Consider the following 21,463-nt stretch of genomic DNA (forward strand, 5'->3'; position numbering starts at 1 on the left):
CCTTCAGCGGGCCGACCTTCAGCGGGAGGAGCCGCATGAGGACCACCCTGGATAGCCGCCTGCCCCTGATCCCCCAGCACCTCGACCTCCAGTTCTTGCCGTCCGGCCGGATCTCCCACGGTGTTCCCGCCGTCCGCGGCCATTGGCTGGGGCGTCTGCTGCGCGGCGTGCGCGCCGGCGATGGACGCCTGGTCATCAACCACGCCCATGTCAAGGATGCGCCCGCCACCCTGCGCCTAAGCAGCCCCGCCTTCGCCGAGGGCGGCGCCATTCCCCTGCGGCATGCCGGCGGCGGCCTGGGCGAAAACCTGTCGCCCGCCTTGAGCTGGACAGGGGTGCCCACCGGCACGGCGGCGCTGGTGCTGGTGGTCCAGGACCCGGACGCGCCCCTGCCCCGCCCGGCGACCCACCTGCTGGCCACCGACATCGCACCCACGCGCAAGACCTTCGATGAGGGCGAACTGTGCCCCCGGGTGGGCAACGGCGTCACCCTGGGCCGGGGCCTGTTCGGCCGGGTGGGATATGCCGGCCCCAGGCCCCTGCGCGGCCATGGCCCCCACCGCTATGTCTTCCAGCTGCTGGCCCTGGAGCACCCGCTGGCCCTGCCGGAACTGCCCAGCCTGGGCGACCTGCTGGCAGCCCTGACGCCCCAGACCGTGTTGGCCTGGGGCGCCCTGACAGGAACGTTCGAGCGGGCTTGAGGAAGCCAGGCCCGCGGATGCCGGCGCCCGGCACCTGAGGGAACAATAAAGACCCCTATTTCCCCGCTTGGTCGGCCGGCACGACGAAGCTGTCCATGACCTTCTTCGTGCCGGAATGCTCGAAGTAGATTTCCAGCTTGTCGTTCTCCACCGCCTTAACCACGCCGTAGCCGAACTTCTGGTGGAAGACGCGGGCGCCGGGGCGGAAAGGGGCATCCGGCCGGGCGCGGGGGGTAACGTCCACGGCCGTGCCTTCGATCAGGCGGCCGGTGCGGTTACCCGCCGGCGCCTGGCGGCCCATGCGGTTGAAGCTGTCGCTGAAACTGTCGCTGCGAGCCCCCCAGGACGACCCACCCCGGCTGTAGCCGCCATCGTTGCCGCCCATCCCGTGGCCCCCCATCCCCTGGCCCCAATGCCCTGAGGTCAGGCCGGGGTCGTTCTCCACCGTGATGTGCTCATCCGGCAGTTCGCCGATGAAGCGGGACGGCAGGCTGGTGGACCAGGTGCCGTGGATGCGGCGGTTGGCGGCGTGGCTGATATAGACGCGCTTGCGGCCCCGGGTGATGCCCACATAGGCCAGGCGCCGCTCCTCCTCCAACCCGGCGATGCCATTCTCATCCAGGGTGCGCTGGCTGGGGAACACCCCCTCCTCCCAGCCGGGCAGGAAGACGACGTTGAACTCCAGCCCCTTGGCGCCGTGCAGGGTCATGAGCGAGACCTGGGCGGAATCCACCGTCTCCGCGTTCTCCATCACCAGGCTGACATGCTCCAGGAAGCCCAGCAGGTTCTCGAACTCGCCCATGGCGTTGACGAGTTCCTTGAGGTTTTCCAGGCGGCCCGGCGCCTCCGGCGTCTTGTCCTCCTGCCACATGCGGGTGTAGCCGCTCTCATCCAGGATGGCCTGGGCCAGGTCGGTGTGGCGCACGGTGTCCATCTGCGCCCGCCAGCGGGCGAAATCTTCCACCAGGCCGCGCAGGGTGCCGCGCACCTTGGGCTTCAGCTCATCCGTCTCGGTCAGGCGCCAGGTCGCCTCCAGCAGCGGCACGCCCAGGGCGCGGCTGGTCTGGTACAGCTGTTGGATGGTGGCCGGGCCGATGCCGCGCTTAGGCGTGTTGATGATGCGCTCGAACGCCAGATCGTCCGCCGGCTGGGCGACCACGCGCAGATAGGCCATGGCGTCGCGGATTTCCAGGCGCTCATAGAAACGCTGGCCACCCACCACGCGATAGGGCAGCCCCAGGGTGATGAAACGCTCTTCGAACTCGCGGGTCTGGAAGCCGGCGCGCACCAGCACGGCCATCTGGTCCAGGCCCGTGCCCTTGCGCTGCAGCGCCTCCACCTCGTCACCCACCCAGCGCGCCTCGCTGTCGGCATCCCACAGGCCGCGCAGGCGCACCTTCTCCCCGCCCTCGGCCTCGGTCCACAGCGTCTTGCCCAGGCGGCCCTGGTTGTGGGCGATGACGCCGGCGGCGGCGCCCAGGATATGGCCGGTGGAGCGGTAGTTCTGTTCCAGGCGGATGACCTTGGCGCCGGGGAAGTCCTGCTCGAACCGCAGGATGTTGCCCACCTCCGCCCCGCGCCAGCCGTAGATGGACTGGTCGTCATCGCCGACGCAGCAGATGTTGTGATGCCCCTGGGCCAGCAACCGCAGCCACAGATACTGCGCCACGTTGGTGTCCTGGTACTCGTCCACCAGGATGTAGCGGAAGCGGCGGTGGTAATCCGCCAACACGTCCGAATGCGCCTGGAACAGGGTGATGTTGTGCATCAGCAGGTCGCCGAAGTCGCAGGCGTTCAGCGTGCGCAGGCGTTCCTGATACTGGCGGTAGAGGCTCAGCACCTTGCCGCCGGCGGCCTCGCCCGCGTCCTCGGGGCGCAGGCGGTCGGGCGGCAGGGCCCGGTCCTTCCACCGCTCGATGACCGACAGCAGCAGGCGGGCCGGCCACTTCTTGGCGTCCACGCCCTCCGCCTCCATCAGCTGCTTCAGCAGGCGCAGCTGGTCGTCGGTGTCCAGAATGGTGAAGCTGGAGGTCAGGCCCACCAGCTCGGCATGGCGGCGCAGGATGCGGGCGGCCAGGGCATGGAAGGTGCCCATCCACCAGCCCTCGGTATCGCCCCCGATCAGCGCGCCCACCCGCTCGCGCATTTCGCGCGCCGCCTTGTTGGTGAAGGTGACGGCCAGGATGTTCCAGGGGCTGACGCGCCGGGTCATCAGCAGGTGGGCCAGGCGGGTGGTCAGGGCCCGGGTCTTGCCCGTGCCGGCACCGGCCAGCACCAGGACGGGACCGTCCAGCGCCTCCACCGCCTCGCGCTGCGCCGGGTTCAGCGCGTCGAGATAGGCGGGCGACCAGCCGGGCGGTGGCGGCGGGGGTGGCGCTGGCGCCGGACGGGGGGCGGCGGCGGGCGTGGCAAAGGGTGCGCCCGCCTGGCGCCCATCCTTTTCAGGCTGGGCGGGCTTGGGCGGCGCTGGCGGGTCCAGACGGGAAAACAGATCGGTCATGATGGGAACATATATAGCACACGCGCCGCCCGCGTCTGCCCCCGCGTGGGGTCGGTCGGGCAGGCTACCCCATCCGCCGGAAGGACGCCCCGGCGAAAGCCAGAGCACCTATCCCGTTGCACAAGTGGTTCATATGGTGGAAAGATGAGGGTCGACGTGATGAAGCCCTTCGTCCGGCCCATGCTGTATGGGCGGCGGCCGGCGAAGCGGGGAGTGAACCGATGAACCTGCGCTTGAACGATACCAAGACGCTGCAAGCGATCGGCATCCTGGCCGATGTCCTGGACGACCTGTCCGGGCCGGAGCGGTTGGAATGTCTCATGGCGGCCAACGCCTTGCGCCAGGTTCTGGAAACCCGATCGGAAAACGCGCTGGTCTTCGCCCGGGAAGCGTTCGAGTCGCTGGAGCCCGACGTGCGCCGGCAAATCCAGACCGACGCGACGGAGGCGGCGGTCAAGGTGGTGTCCACCACCCGGTCGCCCGGCACGCTGCGCGCCACCCGTGACCGCAAATCCACCGGCAGCGCCTTCCTGGATGCCATCAACGCCGGCGGCATGAAGACCGAGCGCAAGTGGTAAGGACGCGCCTTCGCGCCTAGAATGCCCTATCGGCTGGCGGCCCCGCCGGCCTCTCAGACAAACGCCGCCTCGCCCGCGTGGACATGCGCCCGCACCTGGTTGCGGCCTTCATGCTTGGCGACGTACAGCGCCTCATCCGCGCGTTGGATGAAGCGGCCCAGCGATTCGCCCGGCTCATACAGCGCGACGCCCACGGACAGGGTGATATTGCCGATGGGGGCGCCGGACGTGCGCTTCACGATGCGGCGGTTGGCGATGGTGGCCCGGGTCTTCTCGGCAAAGGCCAGCGCCTCGTCCAAGGTGCACTCCGGCATGACGATGGCGAATTCCTCGCCGCCGAACCGGGCGGCGGTATCCCGGCCGCGTACCGAGTCCTTCAGGGTGCGTCCCACCAGCTTCAGCACCTGATCGCCCACGACATGGCCATGGTTGTCATTGAACTTCTTGAAGAAGTCGATGTCGATCATCAGCAGGCACAGCGGGCGCCCATCCTCCATGGCGGCGGCGGCGGCCTCACGCAGGGCCTGGTCGAACTGCTTGCGGTTCGCAAGCTCCGTCAGCGCGTCGGTCATGGCCTCGCGCCGGACGGTATCCAGATCCCGGCGCATATTCTCCAGCTGGTGCGCGCTGTCGGTCAGCTGGGTTTGCAGGAACTGGTTACGCACGGCGACACGCTGCGCCTGCTCCGTCATCACGCGGATGATGCCGCGCAACTGGGCCAGCGTGTCCGACAGTTCGGCCTGGCCTTGGAACGTCTTGAGCGCCGCGCCGAAATTGCCGGCATCATTACCCGCGGTGGACAGGGTGCTGGCGATGCCGGCCAGGGCCTCGGTCAGCTTGTCACCGATCTCCTGCATCGCCTGGAGTTCGCCGTCGGCGGCGAAGAACTTATGGTACAGATCACCGCACCGCGCCTCGGTGAAAGGCAGGCCATTGCTGGCGATGATATCGACGGCGCGGATCAGGTCCGGATAGCGACCGCTGTAATAAGCGTACCAGACGGTGAAGTTGTGGGGATGCGGGGCCACCGCCTCGGCGCGCATGCGATCCATCGCCTGCTGGGCGAGCTGGCCTGCAGCCTGGGGTCCCTCCGCGAACAGCACGTACTCTCCCGCCATCTGTGAGTGGGCTGGCCAAAGGGCCAGGGCGCCGGTCCTCTCGACCGCCCCCATCTACCCCATAAGAATAAGTCACAAACCGCCAAGGTTGCCAATAAGGGAAAGCGGGCGGTGCGGCCTTATCCAAAATTGTCAGCCGGGCACTCGGGCTACCCGGCAAAGGGTGCGGCCGAGAAATCATCTGCGGCCGCTAAAGAAACAGGCCCGCGCCTGGGGACCGTCCCCGGGCGCGGGCCTGTGAATACAGGGCGACTCTTTCCAGGCCGCTCGGAACCTTGTCAGGCGGAGGTGATCGCCCGTTCCACCAGCTGGCCCAGGTGCTGGGTGCGCTTGGTCAGGCTCTGCAGCACGGCGGAGATTTCCGCGGTGGCGGCGGCGGTCTGGCCCGACAGGTTCTTCACTTCACCGGCCACGACGGCGAAACCCTTGCCGGCCTCACCCGCGCGCGCCGCCTCGATGGTGGCGTTCAGCGCCAACAGGTTGGTCTGCTTGGCGATGGCGTCAATCTGCTGGGCGACGGTGCCCACCTTCTCGATCTCGGCGCGCAGGCCTTCCAGTTCCCGGCTGATTTCCTGGAGGGCGGAGGACAACTCGGTCTTCGACAGACTGGTGGGCGTGGAGCTCATCGATGGCACCTGAGGGTTGAATGAGTGTCGCTGAACGGTGGCCGGGTATCCCTGCCGGGACGGCCAAGCCGGTGCTTTCTAATACCACAGAAGAACAGGAGCCGGGACGCACAAAATCGGACCATATGCATATGGTCCGATTTATTTGGTTCGGAGCCGGAATGATCAAGGGATGGACGACCGGACCAAAAGAAAAGCCGCCCCGGGCGGTCGTGCCCGGGGCGGCTTTCCATGGTCCCGTCAGCGGGGCCTTAGGCTTGGAAACGCAGCGCCTTGGCGCGCACCACGCTGGGCAGGCCCTGGATGCGTTCCAGCAGGGCGTCGTTGACCTCCTGGTCCACGGACACCAGCGCGATGGCGTTGGCGCCGGCCTCGGTGCGGCCCAGGTGGAAGGTGGCGATGTTCACCCCGGCGTCGCCCAGGGTCGTGCCCAGCTTGCCGATGAAGCCGGGCTTGTCCTCGTTGCGGATGAACAGCATGTGCTCACTCAGTTCGGCTTCGACCGGCACTTCCTCGATCTGAACGATGCGGGGCTTCTCACCGCCGAACAACGTACCGGCCACGGTGCGGGTCGCGCGCTCGGTCTGCACCACCACGCGAATCAGCGTCTGGTAGTCGGCGGCCTCCTCACGCTTGGTTTCCGCCACCTTGATGTCCCGTTCGCGAGCGATCACGGGGGCGTTGACCATGTTGACTGACGCCAGCAGCGGCGACAGCAGGCCCATGAGGACGATGGCGGTCAGCGGACGGGTGTTCAGGTCGGCGACCTGTCCCTCATACTCCACCGTCACCGACTTCAGGCCGGTCTCGGTGATCTGGCCGGCGAAGCCGCCCAGCTGCTCGGCCAGCTTCATATAGGGCTTCAGCTTGGGCGCGTCTTCGGCGGAGACCGACGGCATGTTCAGCGCGTTGACCACGGCGCCGGTCACCAGGAAGTCGGACATCTGCTCGGCCACCTGCAGGGCCACGTTCTCCTGCGCCTCGGTGGTGGAGGCGCCCAGGTGCGGCGTGCAGATGATCTTCTCATTGCCGAACAGGATGCTTTCCTTGGCCGGCTCTTCAGCGAACACATCCAGGGCGGCACCGGCGACATGGCCGCTGTCCAGCGCCGCCTTCAGGTCGGCCTCGACGATCAGGCCGCCGCGGGCGCAGTTGATGATCCGCACACCGGGCTTGGTCTTGGCCAGGGCCTTGGCGTCCAGGACATTGCGGGTGGCGTCGGTCAGCGGCGTGTGCAGGGTGATGAAGTCGGCGCGGCGCAGCAGCTCATCCAGCTCCACCTTCTCGACGCCCAGGTCCTGGGCGCGCTCGGCCGACAGGAAGGGGTCGAAGGCGACGACGCGCATCTTCAGGCCGACGGCGCGGTCGGCGACGATGGAACCGATGTTGCCGCAGCCGATGACGCCCAGCGTCTTGCCGTACAGCTCGACGCCCATGAAGCGGTTCTTTTCCCACTTGCCGGCGTGGGTGGAGGTGTTGGCGGCCGGGATTTCACGGGCCAGCGCGAACATCATGGCGATGGCGTGCTCGGCGGTGGTGATGGAATTGCCGAACGGGGTGTTCATGACCACCACGCCATGGGCGGTGGCGGCGGGCACGTCCACATTGTCGACGCCGATGCCGGCGCGGCCGACCACCTTCAGGTTGGTGGCGACGGCCAGGACTTCCTTGGTGACCTTGGTGGACGAGCGGATGGCCAGGCCATCGTACTTGCCGATGATGGCCTTCAGCTCATCGGGCTTCAGGCCGGTGATGACGTCGACCTCGACGCCGCGCTCCTTGAAAATCTCGACGGCGCGGGGGCTCAGGCTGTCCGAAATAAGAACCTTGGGCATGGCTCTCTGATCCTTCTAGAGGATGGGTCGGCGCCGCCGCTCGATGGAGTCCAGGTGCAGGGCGGCGCCAAGCCGTTATGTCTCGGGAATAGGCGTTAAGACGCTAAAGGCGCGCTTCAGGCGACCAGTTCGGCCGCGACCGTGGCATAGGCCCAGTCGATCCAGGGCAGCAGCGCCTGGATGTCCGACCGCTCCACCGTGGCGCCGCCCCAAATGCGCAGGCCCGGGGGGGCGTCGCGGTAGGCGCCGGCGTCCAGCGCCACGCCTTCCTTTTCCAGTAGGGACGCCACCTTCTTCGCCACTTCGGCCTGGATTTCCGGCGTCTGGCCGGCCAGCTTCGGATCGGCGAACTTCAGGCAGATGGAGGTGCAGGAGCGGGTGGCGGGCACCTCGGCCAGGAAGGCCGCGGTGGTGCCGGCGGCAACCCAATCGGCCACGGCGGCCAGGTTGCTTTCGGAGCGCTCGATCAGGCCCTTCAAGCCGCCCACGGCCTCGGCCCAGCGCAGGCCGTCCAGGGCGTCTTCCACCGCCAGCATCGAGGGGGTGTTGATGGTTTCGCCCTTGAAGATGCCTTCGACGATCTTGCCGTCCTTGGTCATGCGGAAAATCTTGGGCAGCGGCCAGGCCGGCTTGTAGCTTTCCAGGCGGGCGACGGCGCGGGGGCTCAGCACCAGCATGCCGTGCGCCGCCTCACCGCCCAGCACCTTCTGCCAGGACCAGGTGACCACATCCAGCTTGTCCCAGGGCAGATCCATGGCGAACGCGGCGGAGGTCGCGTCGCAGATGGTCAGGCCTTCGCGGTCGGCCGCGATCCACTCACCATCGGGCACCCGCACACCGGAGGTGGTGCCGTTCCAGGTGAAGACCACGTCGTTCTTGAAATCGACCTGCGTCAGGTCCGGCAGCTTGCCGTAGCCGGCGGTGAAGGTGCGGGCGTCGGCCAGCTTCAGCTGCTTCACGACGTCGGTCACCCAATCCTTGCCGAAGCTTTCCCAGGCGACCATGTCGACGCCACGGGCGCCCAACAGGGACCACAGGGCCATTTCCACGGCGCCGGTGTCGGAGGCCGGGACGATACCGATGCGGTAATCAGCCGGGATGTTCAGCAGGGCGCGGCTGCGGTCGATGACCTCTTGCAGCTTGGCCTTGCCGGGCTTGGACCGGTGCGAGCGGCCCACCAGGGCGCCCTTCAAGGCTTCCAGCGTCCAACCCGGACGCTTCGCGCAAGGACCAGAGGAGAAATTCGGATTCGACGGCCGGCTCTCGGGCTTCGGCGGTACGGTCATGATGCTATTCCTTGCAGAATAGTTGCGCCTCGTTGGGGAGGCGTGTCCCGCTGCGGACCTTATGGGCGCCGCGCAAGAACGTCAATCATGACGACATGGCGACGACACATTGCTGCCATGTCCGAATGCAACGCGAAACATCCTTTCGGATAAGGCGGCTGCAGCGGCTTTACCCGGTGATCAAGCGCCTCAACCTCCCGCCCCCACCGGACGCGGCCGCCGCTCGAGGAAACAGGGAACTAAGCCGCCGCGTGGGGAATCAAGGCGGGGGGCACCAGGCGGCTGGCGGCCAGGGTCTCGCACAGCTTGAAGTAGTTGTCCCGGCGTTCCGTCGCGCTGTCGAAGCGCTCCAGATAGTTCAGAATGAACTCCGGCCGGCGCAGGGCCGTGGTCAGCGTGTCGCTGGCGAAGGTGCGGGCCCTGCCCTCCGGCAAACCACCGCAGGTGTTGATGAGGGCCAGCATGCGGTCGGCGAAGCCCATGGCTTGGTTGCCGACAATGTCCGTCCGCACCGTCTCGAACAAGGCGCTGTCCAGGATGTCCAGGATTTCGCGCTTCGAAGCATCGGGCAGGCCCGCGTTCTGGATGCGGTCGGCCAATTCGCTCAAGGGCGGGATGATGTCCATGCGCCGGTTCTGGCAGCCCATGTCCCAGACGATGTCGTCTGGCACGATGAGCGAGCGCAAATAGGGCGCCAGCTTGGCCCGGGCCTGCCGTCCCGGCGCCATGTTCACCAGGCTCAGCACCAGATTGATCTTGGCGTACGTGCCGCGCGCCATGGCCATGACGTCGGCCATGGCTTCGGGCTGGATCAGCTTATCGGCGCGCAGCGCGATGGCTTCCTGGATTTCCTCGTCATTCACCAGGGACGGCGCCGTGACCTTGAGATGGTCCTGGATGCGGACCAGGGCGCGCAGTTCATCCTGGATGTGCCGCTCGCCATGGAAAGGCAGGCGCGCATGCAGATGGCGCAGCAGACCCAGGCGCAGTTCCGCGAGGGTGCGGGGCAGCACGCCCTGGGCCAGCAATTCGGACAGGGCGATGACGCCCGGCGGATGGCTGCCGCCGGCGTCCATTTCCACCTTGCCCAACTTGCCGACATAGAGGTTGATGGCGTTCAGCACCAGTTCGATGCGATCGGCCTCCTTCCCCACCAGTTCCCGCAGCGCCAGGGAGGAGCCCATGATCTCCGCCGCGATGCTGTCGATGATGCGCATCTCGCGCACGGTCAGGTCGGGTGTGAACAGCCGGAACAGCCGGTCCAGCTTTTCCATCCAGGTCTTGGTGCCCGCCAGATAGGCGGCGGTGGCGCGGTAAAGGCCGGGCATGGGGTCGGCCCCGCCGGCGGCCAGCTTTTCCGACAGCGCCTTCAGGCCGCCCGGCGCCAGCGGCGGCACAGGGTTGCCCTTGGCCTTGGCCACCAGACGGCTGAGGCCGTCATCCACCATGGCCATCAGTTCCTTCATGCGCGACACGGCGGTCTGCTGACTGCCGCGCACCTGCTGGCTGGCCAGGCGTTGCAGGGCGCCCTGCACCAGGGTGCCGGCGTTATCCAGAGCCCGCGCCGCCACCTCGTAATACAGCACTTCCAGCGGGGTCAGCCGGTTCTCATCCAAGTAGCGGGCGAACAGGCCCCGGATGACCTGGCGCTGGATGTCCCCGGTGAAATCCTCCGGCTTGTCACACCAGGAGGCGTCACGGCCGGGGTTGGCGATCTGCAGCGGGTCCGTCTCCGCCACGCCGGGGCGCAGGCGCTTGCGCACCGTGATATGGCTTTTGAAGTCGTGGTCCAGATAGTCACGGCGCCGGACGATGCGCACGCCGTCGACCTCCTTGCGGTCGATGAGCAGGGCGGCGGCCGGCTCGATCTGCCGCAGATCGGGCCCTTCCTTGACCAGAAGCCACTGGTCATTGTGCAGGCTGTGCAGCTCGAACGCGGTTTTCACCGTTCCGACCAGATGCTGTTGCCTTTCCACTGGGACCCTGGCTCCGACCAATAGCGGGGCGCGGCCGTATGATTAATACAGCTTAAACGCCCAATTTTATAACTGCGTGGCCCCATCATCCCGCATCCAACGGGCCGGGTAAACGGTAATGTCCGCAACCACCACTTCCGGGAGCGGCATACCAGGGTAAATCATCGGCGAACGCCACCCCGGGTTGGGCTAGCCCGGAGCGGAAGGGCCGACTCGCCGGATGGGGGCAGACCAACCGGTGTCATACCCCTTCCGACTCCGAGGCAGGGCCGCATCCTCCCCAAAAGGCATGGTCGGGATCAATCGGCTGAACGGCATAGGCCCCGTCGGCGCCCAGCGATGGCCAGGCACCGGCACCCGATGCCGTGCATCAGATGTGGATGTGTCCTTCCAGGAACAGCACCGCGTCGCCGCTGATATGCACGCGGTCGCCCACCAGCCGGCAGGCCAGCGCCCCACCCCGGCGCGACACCTGCCGGGCGGACAGGCGGTCAACACCCAACCGTTCCGCCCAGTAGGGGATCAGGGTGCAATGCGCGGAGCCAGTGACCGGGTCCTCCAGCACACCCTTGGCCGGGGCGAAGAAGCGGGACACGAAGTCCACGCCCGGTTCGTCGCCCGGGGCCGTGACGATAACCGCGAAACGGTCGATGCCCATGAGCCCGGCCGCATCGGGCGTCAGCGCCCGCACATCGGCGGCATGGTCGTATACCACCAGATAGTCCCGCGCGGCCAGGATGGCGGCGGGCGCCGGACCGCCCAAGGCGGTCACCAAGCCGGGATGAACCGTATCCGGCACCTGGGGGGCCCGGGTGGGGAAGTCCAGGGTCAACCGGCCCTCCTCCCCCCGTGTCACGGTCAGCAAGCCCGCCTTCTGGGTGCTGAACACCACCCGTTCCTTCCCAGGCTGGAGGATGTTCATGATCAGATGCGCCGTCGCCAGGGTGGCGTGGCCGCACAGGTCGACCTCCACCTCGGGCGTGAACCAGCGCAAACCCCAGGCGCCCCCGTCGGCGTCACCCGGCGGCACGGCGAAGGCGGTTTCCGACAGATTGTTCTCCGCCGCGATGGCCTGCATCTGCGCGGCCGGCAACCAGGCTTCCAAAGGCACGACCGCGGCGGGGTTGCCGCTGAACACGGCGCTGGTGAAGGCGTCGATCTGATAGATGGGCAGGCGCATGGCGATGACACTCCTTTGCGGGGATGGCCCTGTCTCCGTATGAAGGCAGATGACAATAGGCACAATCCCGGAATAGAACAGGGACATTACTCCCATCAATGTGGATATTGTCGCCATGACAATGATGGAGAAACAGCCGCGCTGGCTACCCGACATCAGTCAGCGTCCTGGGCCGCGCTATCGCGCCATCGCCGCCGCCTTGCGGGACGACATCGACAGCGGCGCGCTGCCCATCGGCGCCAAGCTGCCCACCCACCGTGACCTGGCCTGGCGCCTGGGCGTGACCGTGGGCACCGTCACCCGCGCCTATGCCGAGGCGGAACGCGGCGGCCTGATCGGCGGCGAGGTGGGGCGCGGCACCTTCGTGCGCGACCCCCGCCCGGCGGAGGCGCCCGGGGACGACAGCGGCATCATCGATCTGTCGGTGAACGCCTTGACCCAACACCCCAACGAGGACCGCTTGCGCCGGGCCCTGGCCTCCCTGGCGGAGCGCAACGATCTGTCGGGCCTGATGCACTATCCGCCCGTGAACGGCAGCGCCCGTCATCGCCAAGCGGGCGCCCTGTGGATCGAACAGACCACCGGGTTGGCCGTCGACCCGGCCCGTGTGCTGCCCACCGCCGGGGGACAGAACGCCATGCACCTGGCCCTGGCCGCCATCACCCGGCCGGGCGATAGCCTGCTGGTGGAGCAACTGTCCTATCCGGCGGTGAAGCCGCTGGCGGGCCTGCTGGATCTGCGGCTGGTGCCGGTGGCCATGGATGGCGAGGGGCTGCTGCCCGACGCGCTGGAACAGGCGGCGGACGCGCATGGCGCCCACGCCCTCTATTGCATGCCCCGGCTGCACAACCCCACCACGGTGACGCAAGGGGCGGAGCGGCGACGGGCGGTGATGGCCACCTGCCGCCGTGCGGGCATCCGGGTGGTGGAGGATGATGTCTACGGCTTCCTGGCCGATGGCCCGGACCTGCAGCCCCTGGCGGCGCTGGACCCGGAGCGGGTGCTGTTCCTGACCAGCCTATCGAAGAACCTGATGCCCGGCCTGCGCACCGGCTTCCTGCTGTGCCCGCCGCCCCTGATGGACCGGGTGCGCACCCTGCTGCGCGCCACCCTGCTGGGCGTCAATCCCCTGGGCGCGGAACTGGCGGCGGAATTCATCCTGTCGGGTGCCGCCCTGGAAAGCGCCACCCAGCGGCGGGCCCTGGTGGCGGAACGCCAGGCCCAGGCGCGCCGCCTGATACCCGGCGCCACCTCCGACACCGCCTGCCCCCACCTGTGGCTGAACCTGCCCGAGCCCTGGCGGCGGGAGGACTTCGCCCGCGCGCTGCTGGCCCGGGGCGTGCGCGTCACGCCGGCCGACGCCTTCGCCGTGGCCCGGGGGGACACGCCGCATGCCGTGCGCGTCTGCATCGGCGGGGTGGAGCGGACGGACTTGCTGGAACAGGGCCTGCGCACCGTGGCCGCCCTGCTGGCGGAGCCGGCGGCGATGGGCGAGAGTTTCGTCTGAAGCGCCTTACGGGAAGGGCCGGACGGTGTGCGCGTGGTTCAGGGGGCCGTGGCCGCCACCGAAGCCGGGGGCCGTGCGGATGGCCTCCTGCACGTAGGCGTGCGCCCGGGCCACCGCCTGGGGCAACTCCAAACCCTGGGCCAGGCCGCAGGCGATGGACGACGCCAGCGTGCAGCCGGTGCCGTGGGTGTGGACCGTCTCAACGCGGGGAGCGGTATAACTATGCTCCCCACCCCGGGTGACCAACAAATCGGTCACCACGGGACCGGCGCGATGGCCGCCCTTGACCAGCACGGCCTGGGCGCCGAACTCCAGCAGACGGTCGGCCGCCCGGCGCATGCCGCCCAGGCTGTCCCCCTCGAAACTCTCCGGGGGCAGGCCGGTCAGGGCGGCGGCCTCGACCGTGTTGGGGGTCAGCAGGGTGGTGATGGGCAGCAGGCGCTCGATGGCCACCGACAGGGCACGGTCTTCCAGCAGGCGCTGGCCGCCCTTGGCCGCCATCACCGGATCGACCACCAGGGCGGGCACGCCCACCTCGCTCAGCACCTCGGCCACCGTCTCGATGACCTCGGCCGATGCCAGCATGCCGGTCTTCACCGCGTCGGCGCCGATGTCGGCCAGGCACAGCCGCATCTGCAGGGCGATGAAGTCCGGCGGGACGGGCATGACGGACCGGACACCGTGGGTGTCCTGCGCCGTCAGGGCGGCCACCGCCGTCATGGCATAGCCGCCCAGGGCCGTGACCGACTTTATGTCCGCCTGAATGCCGGCACCGCCGCCGCTGTCGGACCCGGCGACGATCAGGACGCGGCCGCGCATGGTCTTATTCCGCCACCTTGGCGGCCGGCGCCGGCGCCACGTCCTTGATGGCGGCGACGATGTCGTCCACCACCGCCGTCACCAGGCCCTGGTCATCGCCCTCGGCCATGACGCGGATCAGCGGCTCTGTACCCGACTTGCGGATCAGCACCCGGCCGGTGGCGCCCAGCCGCGCCTCGCCGGCCCGGATGGCGTCCTGGACGCTGGCGGCGGCCAGGGGGGTGGCCCCGCCTGCCGGATCGAAGCGCACGTTCTTCAGCACCTGGGGCAGCGCCTGGAAGACGCGCAGCACCTCCGACGCCGGCTTGCCCGACTGCTGGATGACCGCCAGCACCTGCAAGGCCGCCACCAAGCCATCGCCGGTGGTGCCATGGTCGGACAGGACGATGTGGCCGGATTGTTCGCCGCCCACGTTGAAGCCATGCTCGCGCATATGCTCCACCACGTAACGGTCGCCCACGGGGGTGCGGGCCAGGCTCAGGCCCCGGCCCTTCAGGTGCAGTTCCAGGCCCAGGTTGGACATGACCGTGGCCACGACACCGCCGCCGCGCAGGGTGCCGGCATCGGCACAGGCGCAGCCGATCAGGGCCATGACCTGGTCGCCGTCGATCTGGGTGCCGGTTTCGTCCGCCAGGATCAGGCGGTCGGCGTCACCGTCCAGGGCGATGCCCAGGTGGGCGCCATGGGCCACCACGGCCTCCCGCATCGCCTTGGGCGCCGTGGCGCCGCAGTCCTTGTTGATGTTGAAGCCATCGGGCGCGACAGCGACGGGGATCACCTCGGCCCCCAGTTCCCACAGCACCTTGGGCGCCACCTTGTAGGCGGCGCCATTGGCGCAATCGACCACGATCTTCAGTCCGTCCAGGCGCAGGCCGCGCGGGAAGGTGGCCTTGGCCTGCTCGATATAGCGGCCAATGGCGTCGTCCAGGCGCTGGGCGCGGCCCAAATCCTTGGCGCCGGCCAGATCACCGGCGAAGCCCTCCATCATGCGCGCCTCGATGGCGGCCTCAACCTCGTCCGACAGCTTGTAGCCGTCCGGCCCGAACAGCTTGATGCCGTTATCGTAAAAGGGGTTGTGGGAGGCGGAGATCATGACGCCCATGTCCGCCCGCAAGGAGCGCGTCAGCATGGCCACCGCCGGCGTGGGCATGGGGCCCACCAGGGTCACATCCATGCCCATGGAGACGAAGCCGGCCACCAGCGCCGGTTCCAGCATATAGCCCGACAGGCGGGTGTCCTTGCCGATGACCACCAGATGGCGGTGATTGCCACGCCGGAACTGCAAGGCGGCCGCCATGGCCACTTTCAGGGCCGTTTCCGCCGTCATGGGCTCGGTATTGGCCGTGCCCCGGATGCCATCGGTACCAAAGAGTTTACGCGCCATCGTCTTTCACGCCATCAGAAGTCTAGATATCCCGACCATGCAGCGCCTGCCACAGGGCCCGCGCCTGCACCGTCTCCGCCACATCGTGCACCCGCAGGACATGCGCGCCCCGGTCCAGGCAGGCAAGGCCGCCAGCCAGCGACCCCGCCAGCCGATCCTTGGGCGCCTCCCCCCGCGACAGGGCCGCCAGGAAGCGCTTGCGCGAGAGCCCCACCAGCAGGGCGCAGCCGGTGCCATGATAGAGCGCCGTGTGGCGCAGAATGTCCAGATTATGCGCCACCGTCTTGCCGAAGCCGATGCCGGGGTCGATGGCGATGCGCCCGCGCGGGATGCCGGCGGCCACGCACGCCTCCACCCGCGCCATCAGGTAATCCATCACGTCCAGGGCGGCGTCGGTGTAGCGCGGCTCCAGCTGCATGGTCCGGGGATCGCCCTGCATATGCATGAGCACGACCGGGCAGCCGCGCGCGGCCACCAGGGCCAGACTGTCGGGATCACCCTCCAGCGCGCTGATGTCATTGATGATATGGGCGCCGGCGTCCAGCGCCGCCGCCATGACCGGGGCATGGCGGGTATCGACGGAGAGGGTCGCCCCCGCCGCCGCCAGCGCGCGGATGACGGGCACGACGCGCGCGGCCTCCTCCGCCGGCGACACCGGGGCGGCGCCGGGGCGGGTGCTCTCCCCACCGATATCCAGGATGTCGGCGCCCGCCGCCATCAGCGCCCGGCCATGGGCGATGGCGGCATCGGCCGCGGCATAGTCACCGCCGTCGGAAAAGCTGTCGGGCGTGACGTTGACGATGCCCATGACCAGGGGGCGGGAAAGGTCCAGGCCGGCGAAGGCCGGGCGGGGCGCCGACAGGGCGGCCAGGCGCCGTTCAAGCGCTGGCCCCACGCCTGCCACCATCGCCCAAGCCGCCAGGTCGTGCAGGTCCATCACCTTGCGGGCGACCGCATCAGGGCGACGCACCGCCACCTCCACCTGGGTGAAGGACAGGGCCGTGCCCGCCAGCGGCTGGCCATCGGGGGCATTCAAGCCGGACAACAGGCCCACGGGGGTCAGATACACGTCTTCGGCGGCAACGGGGGCCCCGGACACCCACGGGTCCAAGGGGACGGAAGGCAGGTCGGATGGCATGAATGTCCTCTCACGCAACGCCGCGATTCTAGTCCCCTGCCCGCGCCGGCGTCACCCGCCCTGGGAACAGCCCTGCCCCACCGCAGACCGCCACCGAAAAAACAAAACCCCCGGCGCCTGGGGGCCGGGGGTTTCGCGACGGGGTCTAGCCTGGATCAGGTGCCGGGCTGGGGCTCCGGGGAGAACGGACCTGGCTCCGCACTGGTGGTGCCACCGGCGGTGGGCACCGAGGTGCGGCGGCCGACGCCGCGCGGCGGCACCTTGGGCGGCTCGGTCGACTCGGGCCGCACGATGCTCTCGCCCCGCAACAGGGCGCGAACCTCGTCGCCCGACAACGTCTCGTATTCCAACAGGGCGTTGGACACGTTGTGCAGGTCGTCCATGTGCTCCGTCAGGATGCGGCGGGCATGGCCCTCGGCCTCCTCGATGATGCGACGGATTTCCTCGTCGATCAGCTGGGAGGTCGCCTCGGAGATGTTCTGCTGCTGGGTCACGGAGTGGCCCAGGAACACTTCCTGCTCATTGGCGTTGTAGCGAACCCGGCCCAGACGCGCGCTCATGCCGAACTCGGTCACCATGCGGCGGGCCATGTTGGTGGCCTGCTGGATGTCGTTGCCGGCACCGGTGGTCACCTGCTCCGCCCCGAAGATCAGCTCTTCCGCCACCCGGCCACCGAACATCATGGCCAGCTTGGATTCCAGCTCGATCTTGGAATAGGCGTACTTGTCCCGCTCGGGCAGGCTCATGGTCACGCCCAGGGCGCGGCCACGCGGCACGATGGTGACTTTATGCAGCGGGTCGCTTTCCGGCATGAACAAGCCGACCAGGGCGTGACCGGCCTCATGATAGGCGGTCAGCTTCTTTTCCCGGTCGGTCATGACCATGGACCGGCGCTCGGCGCCCATCATGACCTTGTCCTTGGCGGCCTCGAACTCGCCCATGCCGACCACGCGGCGGCCGGCGCGGGCGGCCAGCAGGGCGGCCTCGTTCACCAGGTTGGACAGGTCGGCGCCGGAGAAGCCGGGGGTGCCACGGGCGATGGTGCGGGCGTCCACGTCGGGGGCCAGCGGCACCTTGCGCATATGGACCTTCAGGATCTTCTCACGGCCCTGCACGTCGGGGTTGGGCACCACCACCTGGCGGTCGAAGCGGCCGGGGCGCAGCAGGGCAGGGTCCAGCACGTCGGGACGGTTGGTGGCGGCGATGAGGATAACGCCCTCGTTCGCCTCGAACCCGTCCATCTCGACCAGCAGCTGGTTCAGGGTCTGCTCACGCTCGTCATTACCGCCGCCCAGGCCGGCGCCACGGTGGCGGCCGACGGCGTCGATCTCGTCGATGAAGATGATGCAGGGGGCGTTCTTCTTGCCCTGCTCGAACATGTCGCGGACACGGGACGCGCCCACGCCGACGAACATTTCCACGAAGTCGGAGCCGGAGATGGTGAAGAAGGGCACGTTGGCCTCACCCGCCACGGCGCGGGCCGTCAGAGTCTTACCCGTGCCCGGCGGGCCCACCAGCAGCACGCCCTTCGGGATCTTGCCGCCCAGGCGCTGGAACTTCTGCGGGTCCTTCAGGAACTCCACGATCTCTTCCAGTTCCTGCTTGGCCTCGTCGATGCCGGCCACGTCGTCGAAGGTGACGCGACCCACCTTCTCGGTCAGCAGACGGGCGCGGCTCTTGCCGAAGCCCATGGCCTTGCCGCCGCCGGACTGCATCTGGCGCATGAAGAAGATCCACACCCCGATCAGGACCAGCATGGGCAGCCAGGAGATGATGATGCTGAACAGCGTGGGGTTGCCGCTGTCGTCCGGAACCGCCGTGATCTTCACGTTCTTGTCGGCCAGGCGGCTCACCAGGTTGCTTTCCGGCGGCACGTAGGTCGAGAAGGTGCGGTTGTCACGGAAATGGCCGGTGACCTGCGGCCCCTTGATCGTCACGTCGGCGACGGTACCGCGCTCAACCTCTTCCAGCAGTTCGCTGAAGGGGATGCTGGTTTGCGTCGTCCGATTGGTGGAGGTCTGGAAAAGGTTGAACAGAACGAACAGCAAGACGCCGATAAACGCCCACAGCGCCAAATTTTTACCGAAGTTGTTCACGTCTCTCAGCCTTTCCTCGACAACCGCGCCCTGCCACCCGGTCCGCATGATCGGTTTCAATGGCGGGGGCCGCAGCCCACCCGATGAATATGCCACCCACCGGGTCTGTTCCCATTAGATAATGACGCGCGCGTCCGAGACAACTGCCATCACGTTTAGTCCGGTCTCCATGGACGGCAAAAACGGGGGAGGCGCGAGGGGCGACAGCGGACGGAAAGCCAGCCGGGGCAAGGCCCCCTCCCCCTCCAGCCCGCCAGCCGGCCCGTTGCCCCCGCCGGCAAGCGGCCCCATGGCCCAATCCAGATGTGGCACCGCCACCAGCGTCCCACCCGACCGCAGGGCCGGCAAGGTGGGCCATACCGCCTTGGGAATCCGAGCGAGCGCCGCCAGATCCAGCGCGGCCAGCCGCCGGGCGTCGGCCGCGCCCAGGGCGCCCAGGGTCAGGCCGGGGACGATGCCGCCGCCGATTGCCTGAAACCGCCCATCCCAGCGCGCCCCCGCCCCATCCAGGGGAACGGGCGGCGCCATGCGTCCCACCTGGCGCAACAACAGCAGCCGGCGTCCCGCCCCGGCGCCGGCCAGACGCCGCGCCTGGCAACCGGCCAGGGTCAGGGCCAGGGCGCCGGCGTCCGTCTCCCAAAGGCCCGGCAGCGCCGCCAGCAGCCGCTCCGCCCCCTGCGGTGAGGCCGGATAAGGCTGGCCACCCAGCGCCGCCGCCAGGCCGGACAGCAGGCGCAGGGCAACCGGCCGGGGGATGTCCGTCAGCAGCGCATCGGCATCCACCACCGCGTACCCCTCTGGCGCCAGCAGCACATGGCGGGCGACGGCATCGGCGACGGCACCGTCCAGTGCCGCCCGCGCCCGGCCCGCCGCCACCGCTTCGGCCAGCAGCGGCGCCACGGGCAGCCCCTGGCGCCGCAGGCGGACCCGGGCATAGCGGTCCATGAGGTTGGAAGGGTCGTCGATCCAGGGCTGGCCGAAGGTGCCGCAGGTAGCGGCCAGGTCGGCGCGTCCGACAGCCAGCAGGGGCCGCAGCAGGCGGACATCGGCCAGCGCGCGGGCCGCGGCCATACCGGCCATACCATCGGCGCCACTGCCGCCGGCGCGCCGCAAGGCCACGGTTTCGGCCTGGTCCTCGCGATGATGGGCCAGGCACAGATGCAGGATGCCCCGGGCCCGGCAGGCGCCGGCCAGCAGGTCATAGCGGGCTCGCCGCGCCGCGGCCTGCAAACCGCTGGCGGGCTTCGGCCCGGTCCAGGTGAGAATGGTGTGGGCGATGCCCCGGCCGGCCAGCCAGCGGCCGACCTGCGCCGCTTCCGCCGCCGACTCCGGCCTTAGGGCGTGATCGACGGTCAAGGCCAGGACCCCGCCCCCCCGGGCGCGGGCCCAGCGATCGGCCAGCAGGGTCAGGGCCAGGCTGTCACGGCCACCGGAAACCCCCACCGCCAGAAGGGGGGCGTTCTCGAACGGCCCCAGGGGCGCCATGAGGCGGTCGAACAGCGCGTCGTCGACGGCAACCCCGTCCGACCCGCCATAGAGGACCGACTCGCCATCGCCCATGTCGCCCCCTGTCGTCGCCATCCCCGCCCCCGGGGTGCGCGGGGCTTACTTACAGCCCAGGCGGCTCTTCTGGTCCTCACCCCGGCGCTTCAGCGTGGGGGCCGCGTCCTTGTCGGCATCCAACTGCTTCAGCACCACGCAGGCGCTGGTCTTGTCGCCCAGGCCATCCAGGGACAGCGCCAGCTTCAGCAGATAGTCGGCGCCCTTGTTGCTCTTCGGGTACTTCTTGTAGCCGTCGCCGAAGGCCACGGCGGCGGCCTTGTAGTTACCGCGCATATAGAAGGTTTCGCCCAGCCAGTACTGGGCGTTGGAGGCCAGGGGGCTGTCCGGGTTCTGCTTCAGGAATTGGGAGAAGGCCTTCTCCGCGTTGGGCGCGTCGCCCTGGCGCAGCAGGTTGAAGGCATAGTCGTACTGGTCCTGCACCGGACCGGCCGGCAGGGTGCCGGCGGAGTCGGCCCCGGCGGCGGAATTGGCCGCCCCCTTGTTGCCGCCCGGCGGCGGCACCGGGCCGGTATCGGTGGACGGCAGCGGCGGCTTGCCGCCGCCCTTGAGGTCGGTCGGCGGGGCGCCGGCATCGCCGCCCCCAGCGCCGCCAACCGACGCGCCGAGGCCGATACCGGCCTTGTCCTCCAGCTTCTGCAGGCGCAGGTCGATGTCGGCCGACAGCTTGTCCAGCCGTTCCTTAATCTGGCTGACCTGATAGGCCAGTTCCTCATACTTGCCGGTCTGCTGCTGCGTCTGGGTTTCCATCTGCAGCTTCAGCACCTCGATCTCCGCGGCGGCCGACGGGCCGTTGCCGCCGGGGGCGCCGTTCATGGGGCCGGAGGGCTTAACGCCATTGCGGTACACGTCGCGCGACAGGGTCTGCACGTCCGTCTCCAGCCGGGAAAGGCGGTTCAGCAGATCCTGCATGTCCCGGCTTTGCGCCTGGGCCGGCACCGGCGCCAGCAGCGGCACCACGACGGCGGCGGCCATGCCGCAGAGGGCGGCCCAGCGGGCGGCCCTGTGGGACAACGCGCCACGCCACCAGGCGCCGGCGCGGTTGTGCGTGCGGGGGGAAAGGGGGGACGACAGCGACGGCGTCATGGATCGGTTCCGGCAAGAATCAGCGGGACGGGGAGAAGAGCTTGGGCCGGGTCCAGACCGCCGGCCACGCGCG

At 68.8% G+C, this 21,463-nt stretch carries 16 protein-coding genes; 3 read left to right on the plus strand and 13 right to left on the minus strand.

From position 1 onward, the window contains the following. Positions 1–35 precede the first annotated feature (35 nt). A complete protein-coding gene (locus FBZ90_RS02765; protein ID WP_145729528.1) occupies positions 36–701 on the plus strand; it encodes a YbhB/YbcL family Raf kinase inhibitor-like protein in 666 nt (221 codons plus the stop codon). Between the two features lie 55 nt (positions 702–756). On the opposite strand, the gene FBZ90_RS02770 is transcribed toward FBZ90_RS02765, so the two are convergent. Then, positions 757–3,201 carry an ATP-dependent helicase gene (locus tag FBZ90_RS02770; RefSeq protein WP_145729529.1) on the minus strand — a complete coding sequence of 815 codons (2,445 nt, stop codon included), beginning with the start codon at positions 3,199–3,201 and terminating at the stop codon, positions 757–759. Positions 3,202–3,422: 221 nt separating this feature from the next. On the opposite strand from FBZ90_RS02770, the gene FBZ90_RS02775 reads away from it, so the two are divergent. Beyond that, positions 3,423–3,779, plus strand: coding sequence for a hypothetical protein (locus FBZ90_RS02775; protein ID WP_145729530.1), 357 nt, complete (start codon positions 3,423–3,425; stop codon positions 3,777–3,779). A gap of 53 nt (positions 3,780–3,832) precedes the next feature. On the opposite strand, the gene FBZ90_RS02780 is transcribed toward FBZ90_RS02775, so the two are convergent. The 6 genes from FBZ90_RS02780 to FBZ90_RS02805 all read right to left on the minus strand — a co-directional run bounded on the left by FBZ90_RS02780 (position 3,833) and on the right by FBZ90_RS02805 (position 11,800). Next, a complete protein-coding gene (locus tag FBZ90_RS02780) occupies positions 3,833–4,882 on the minus strand; it encodes a GGDEF domain-containing protein (RefSeq protein ID WP_145729531.1) in 1,050 nt (349 codons plus the stop codon). A gap of 293 nt (positions 4,883–5,175) precedes the next feature. Further along, positions 5,176–5,523, minus strand: a complete 348-nt coding sequence (locus FBZ90_RS28600; RefSeq protein WP_004273812.1) for a methyl-accepting chemotaxis protein — start codon at positions 5,521–5,523, stop codon at positions 5,176–5,178. A 251-nt stretch (positions 5,524–5,774) separates the two neighbouring features. Beyond that, positions 5,775–7,358: a phosphoglycerate dehydrogenase gene (serA, locus tag FBZ90_RS02790; protein ID WP_145729532.1), complete on the minus strand. Its 1,584-nt coding sequence runs from the start codon at positions 7,356–7,358 to the stop codon at positions 5,775–5,777. Between the two features lie 116 nt (positions 7,359–7,474). After that, positions 7,475–8,644: a phosphoserine transaminase gene (locus FBZ90_RS02795; protein ID WP_145729533.1), complete on the minus strand. Its 1,170-nt coding sequence runs from the start codon at positions 8,642–8,644 to the stop codon at positions 7,475–7,477. Positions 8,645–8,883: 239 nt separating this feature from the next. After that, the gene (locus tag FBZ90_RS02800; protein WP_246130120.1) at positions 8,884–10,590 is read right to left on the minus strand and encodes a hypothetical protein; all 1,707 of its coding nucleotides are present in this window, start codon (positions 10,588–10,590) and stop codon (positions 8,884–8,886) included. Between the two features lie 400 nt (positions 10,591–10,990). After that, on the minus strand, positions 10,991–11,800 hold the full coding sequence (locus FBZ90_RS02805) for a PhzF family phenazine biosynthesis protein (protein ID WP_145729535.1): 810 nt from the start codon (positions 11,798–11,800) through the stop codon (positions 10,991–10,993). A 115-nt stretch (positions 11,801–11,915) separates the two neighbouring features. On the opposite strand from FBZ90_RS02805, the gene FBZ90_RS02810 reads away from it, so the two are divergent. Beyond that, positions 11,916–13,307, plus strand: a complete 1,392-nt coding sequence (locus FBZ90_RS02810; protein ID WP_145729536.1) for an aminotransferase-like domain-containing protein — start codon at positions 11,916–11,918, stop codon at positions 13,305–13,307. Between the two features lie 6 nt (positions 13,308–13,313). Here FBZ90_RS02810 and thiD read toward each other — a convergent pair whose 3' ends face one another. From thiD to ybgF, 6 genes are all read right to left on the minus strand, one after another. After that, complete coding sequence (thiD, locus tag FBZ90_RS02815) at positions 13,314–14,126, minus strand: bifunctional hydroxymethylpyrimidine kinase/phosphomethylpyrimidine kinase (RefSeq protein ID WP_145729537.1); 813 nt, start codon at positions 14,124–14,126, stop codon at positions 13,314–13,316. Between the two features lie 4 nt (positions 14,127–14,130). After that, positions 14,131–15,510 carry a phosphoglucosamine mutase gene (gene glmM, locus FBZ90_RS02820; RefSeq protein WP_145729538.1) on the minus strand — a complete coding sequence of 460 codons (1,380 nt, stop codon included), beginning with the start codon at positions 15,508–15,510 and terminating at the stop codon, positions 14,131–14,133. 22 nt (positions 15,511–15,532) lie between these two features. Then, positions 15,533–16,609, minus strand: a complete 1,077-nt coding sequence (gene folP, locus FBZ90_RS02825) for a dihydropteroate synthase (RefSeq protein ID WP_246130121.1) — start codon at positions 16,607–16,609, stop codon at positions 15,533–15,535. Between the two features lie 194 nt (positions 16,610–16,803). After that, positions 16,804–18,744, minus strand: coding sequence for an ATP-dependent zinc metalloprotease FtsH (gene ftsH, locus FBZ90_RS02830; protein ID WP_145729540.1), 1,941 nt, complete (start codon positions 18,742–18,744; stop codon positions 16,804–16,806). Between the two features lie 114 nt (positions 18,745–18,858). Next, entirely contained in the window at positions 18,859–20,325 is a 1,467-nt protein-coding gene (gene tilS / locus FBZ90_RS02835; RefSeq protein ID WP_145729541.1) for a tRNA lysidine(34) synthetase TilS, read from the minus strand. 24 nt (positions 20,326–20,349) lie between these two features. Next, positions 20,350–21,390 carry a tol-pal system protein YbgF gene (ybgF, locus tag FBZ90_RS02840; RefSeq protein WP_145729542.1) on the minus strand — a complete coding sequence of 347 codons (1,041 nt, stop codon included), beginning with the start codon at positions 21,388–21,390 and terminating at the stop codon, positions 20,350–20,352. Positions 21,391–21,463: the final 73 nt, after the last annotated feature.

This window comes from Nitrospirillum pindoramense, from assembly GCF_007827955.1.
Lineage (GTDB): Bacteria > Pseudomonadota > Alphaproteobacteria > Azospirillales > Azospirillaceae > Nitrospirillum > Nitrospirillum amazonense_B.

Bases quoted from the DNA above. Each gene is read 5' to 3' on its own strand.
- FBZ90_RS02775 (WP_145729530.1), top strand. From the start codon at position 3,423: ATGAACCTGCGCTTGAACGATACCAAGACGCTGCAAGCGATCGGCATC.
- thiD (WP_145729537.1), bottom strand. From the start codon at position 14,126: ATGCGCGGCCGCGTCCTGATCGTCGCCGGGTCCGACAGCGGCGGCGGT.
- FBZ90_RS02765 (WP_145729528.1), top strand. From the start codon at position 36: ATGAGGACCACCCTGGATAGCCGCCTGCCCCTGATCCCCCAGCACCTC.
- FBZ90_RS02805 (WP_145729535.1), bottom strand. From the start codon at position 11,800: ATGCGCCTGCCCATCTATCAGATCGACGCCTTCACCAGCGCCGTGTTC.
- FBZ90_RS02795 (WP_145729533.1), bottom strand. From the start codon at position 8,644: ATGACCGTACCGCCGAAGCCCGAGAGCCGGCCGTCGAATCCGAATTTC.
- FBZ90_RS02770 (WP_145729529.1), bottom strand. From the start codon at position 3,201: ATGACCGATCTGTTTTCCCGTCTGGACCCGCCAGCGCCGCCCAAGCCC.
- FBZ90_RS28600 (WP_004273812.1), bottom strand. From the start codon at position 5,523: ATGAGCTCCACGCCCACCAGTCTGTCGAAGACCGAGTTGTCCTCCGCC.
- glmM (WP_145729538.1), bottom strand. From the start codon at position 15,510: ATGGCGCGTAAACTCTTTGGTACCGATGGCATCCGGGGCACGGCCAAT.
- serA (WP_145729532.1), bottom strand. From the start codon at position 7,358: ATGCCCAAGGTTCTTATTTCGGACAGCCTGAGCCCCCGCGCCGTCGAG.
- ybgF (WP_145729542.1), bottom strand. From the start codon at position 21,390: ATGACGCCGTCGCTGTCGTCCCCCCTTTCCCCCCGCACGCACAACCGC.
- tilS (WP_145729541.1), bottom strand. From the start codon at position 20,325: ATGGCGACGACAGGGGGCGACATGGGCGATGGCGAGTCGGTCCTCTAT.
- FBZ90_RS02810 (WP_145729536.1), top strand. From the start codon at position 11,916: ATGACAATGATGGAGAAACAGCCGCGCTGGCTACCCGACATCAGTCAG.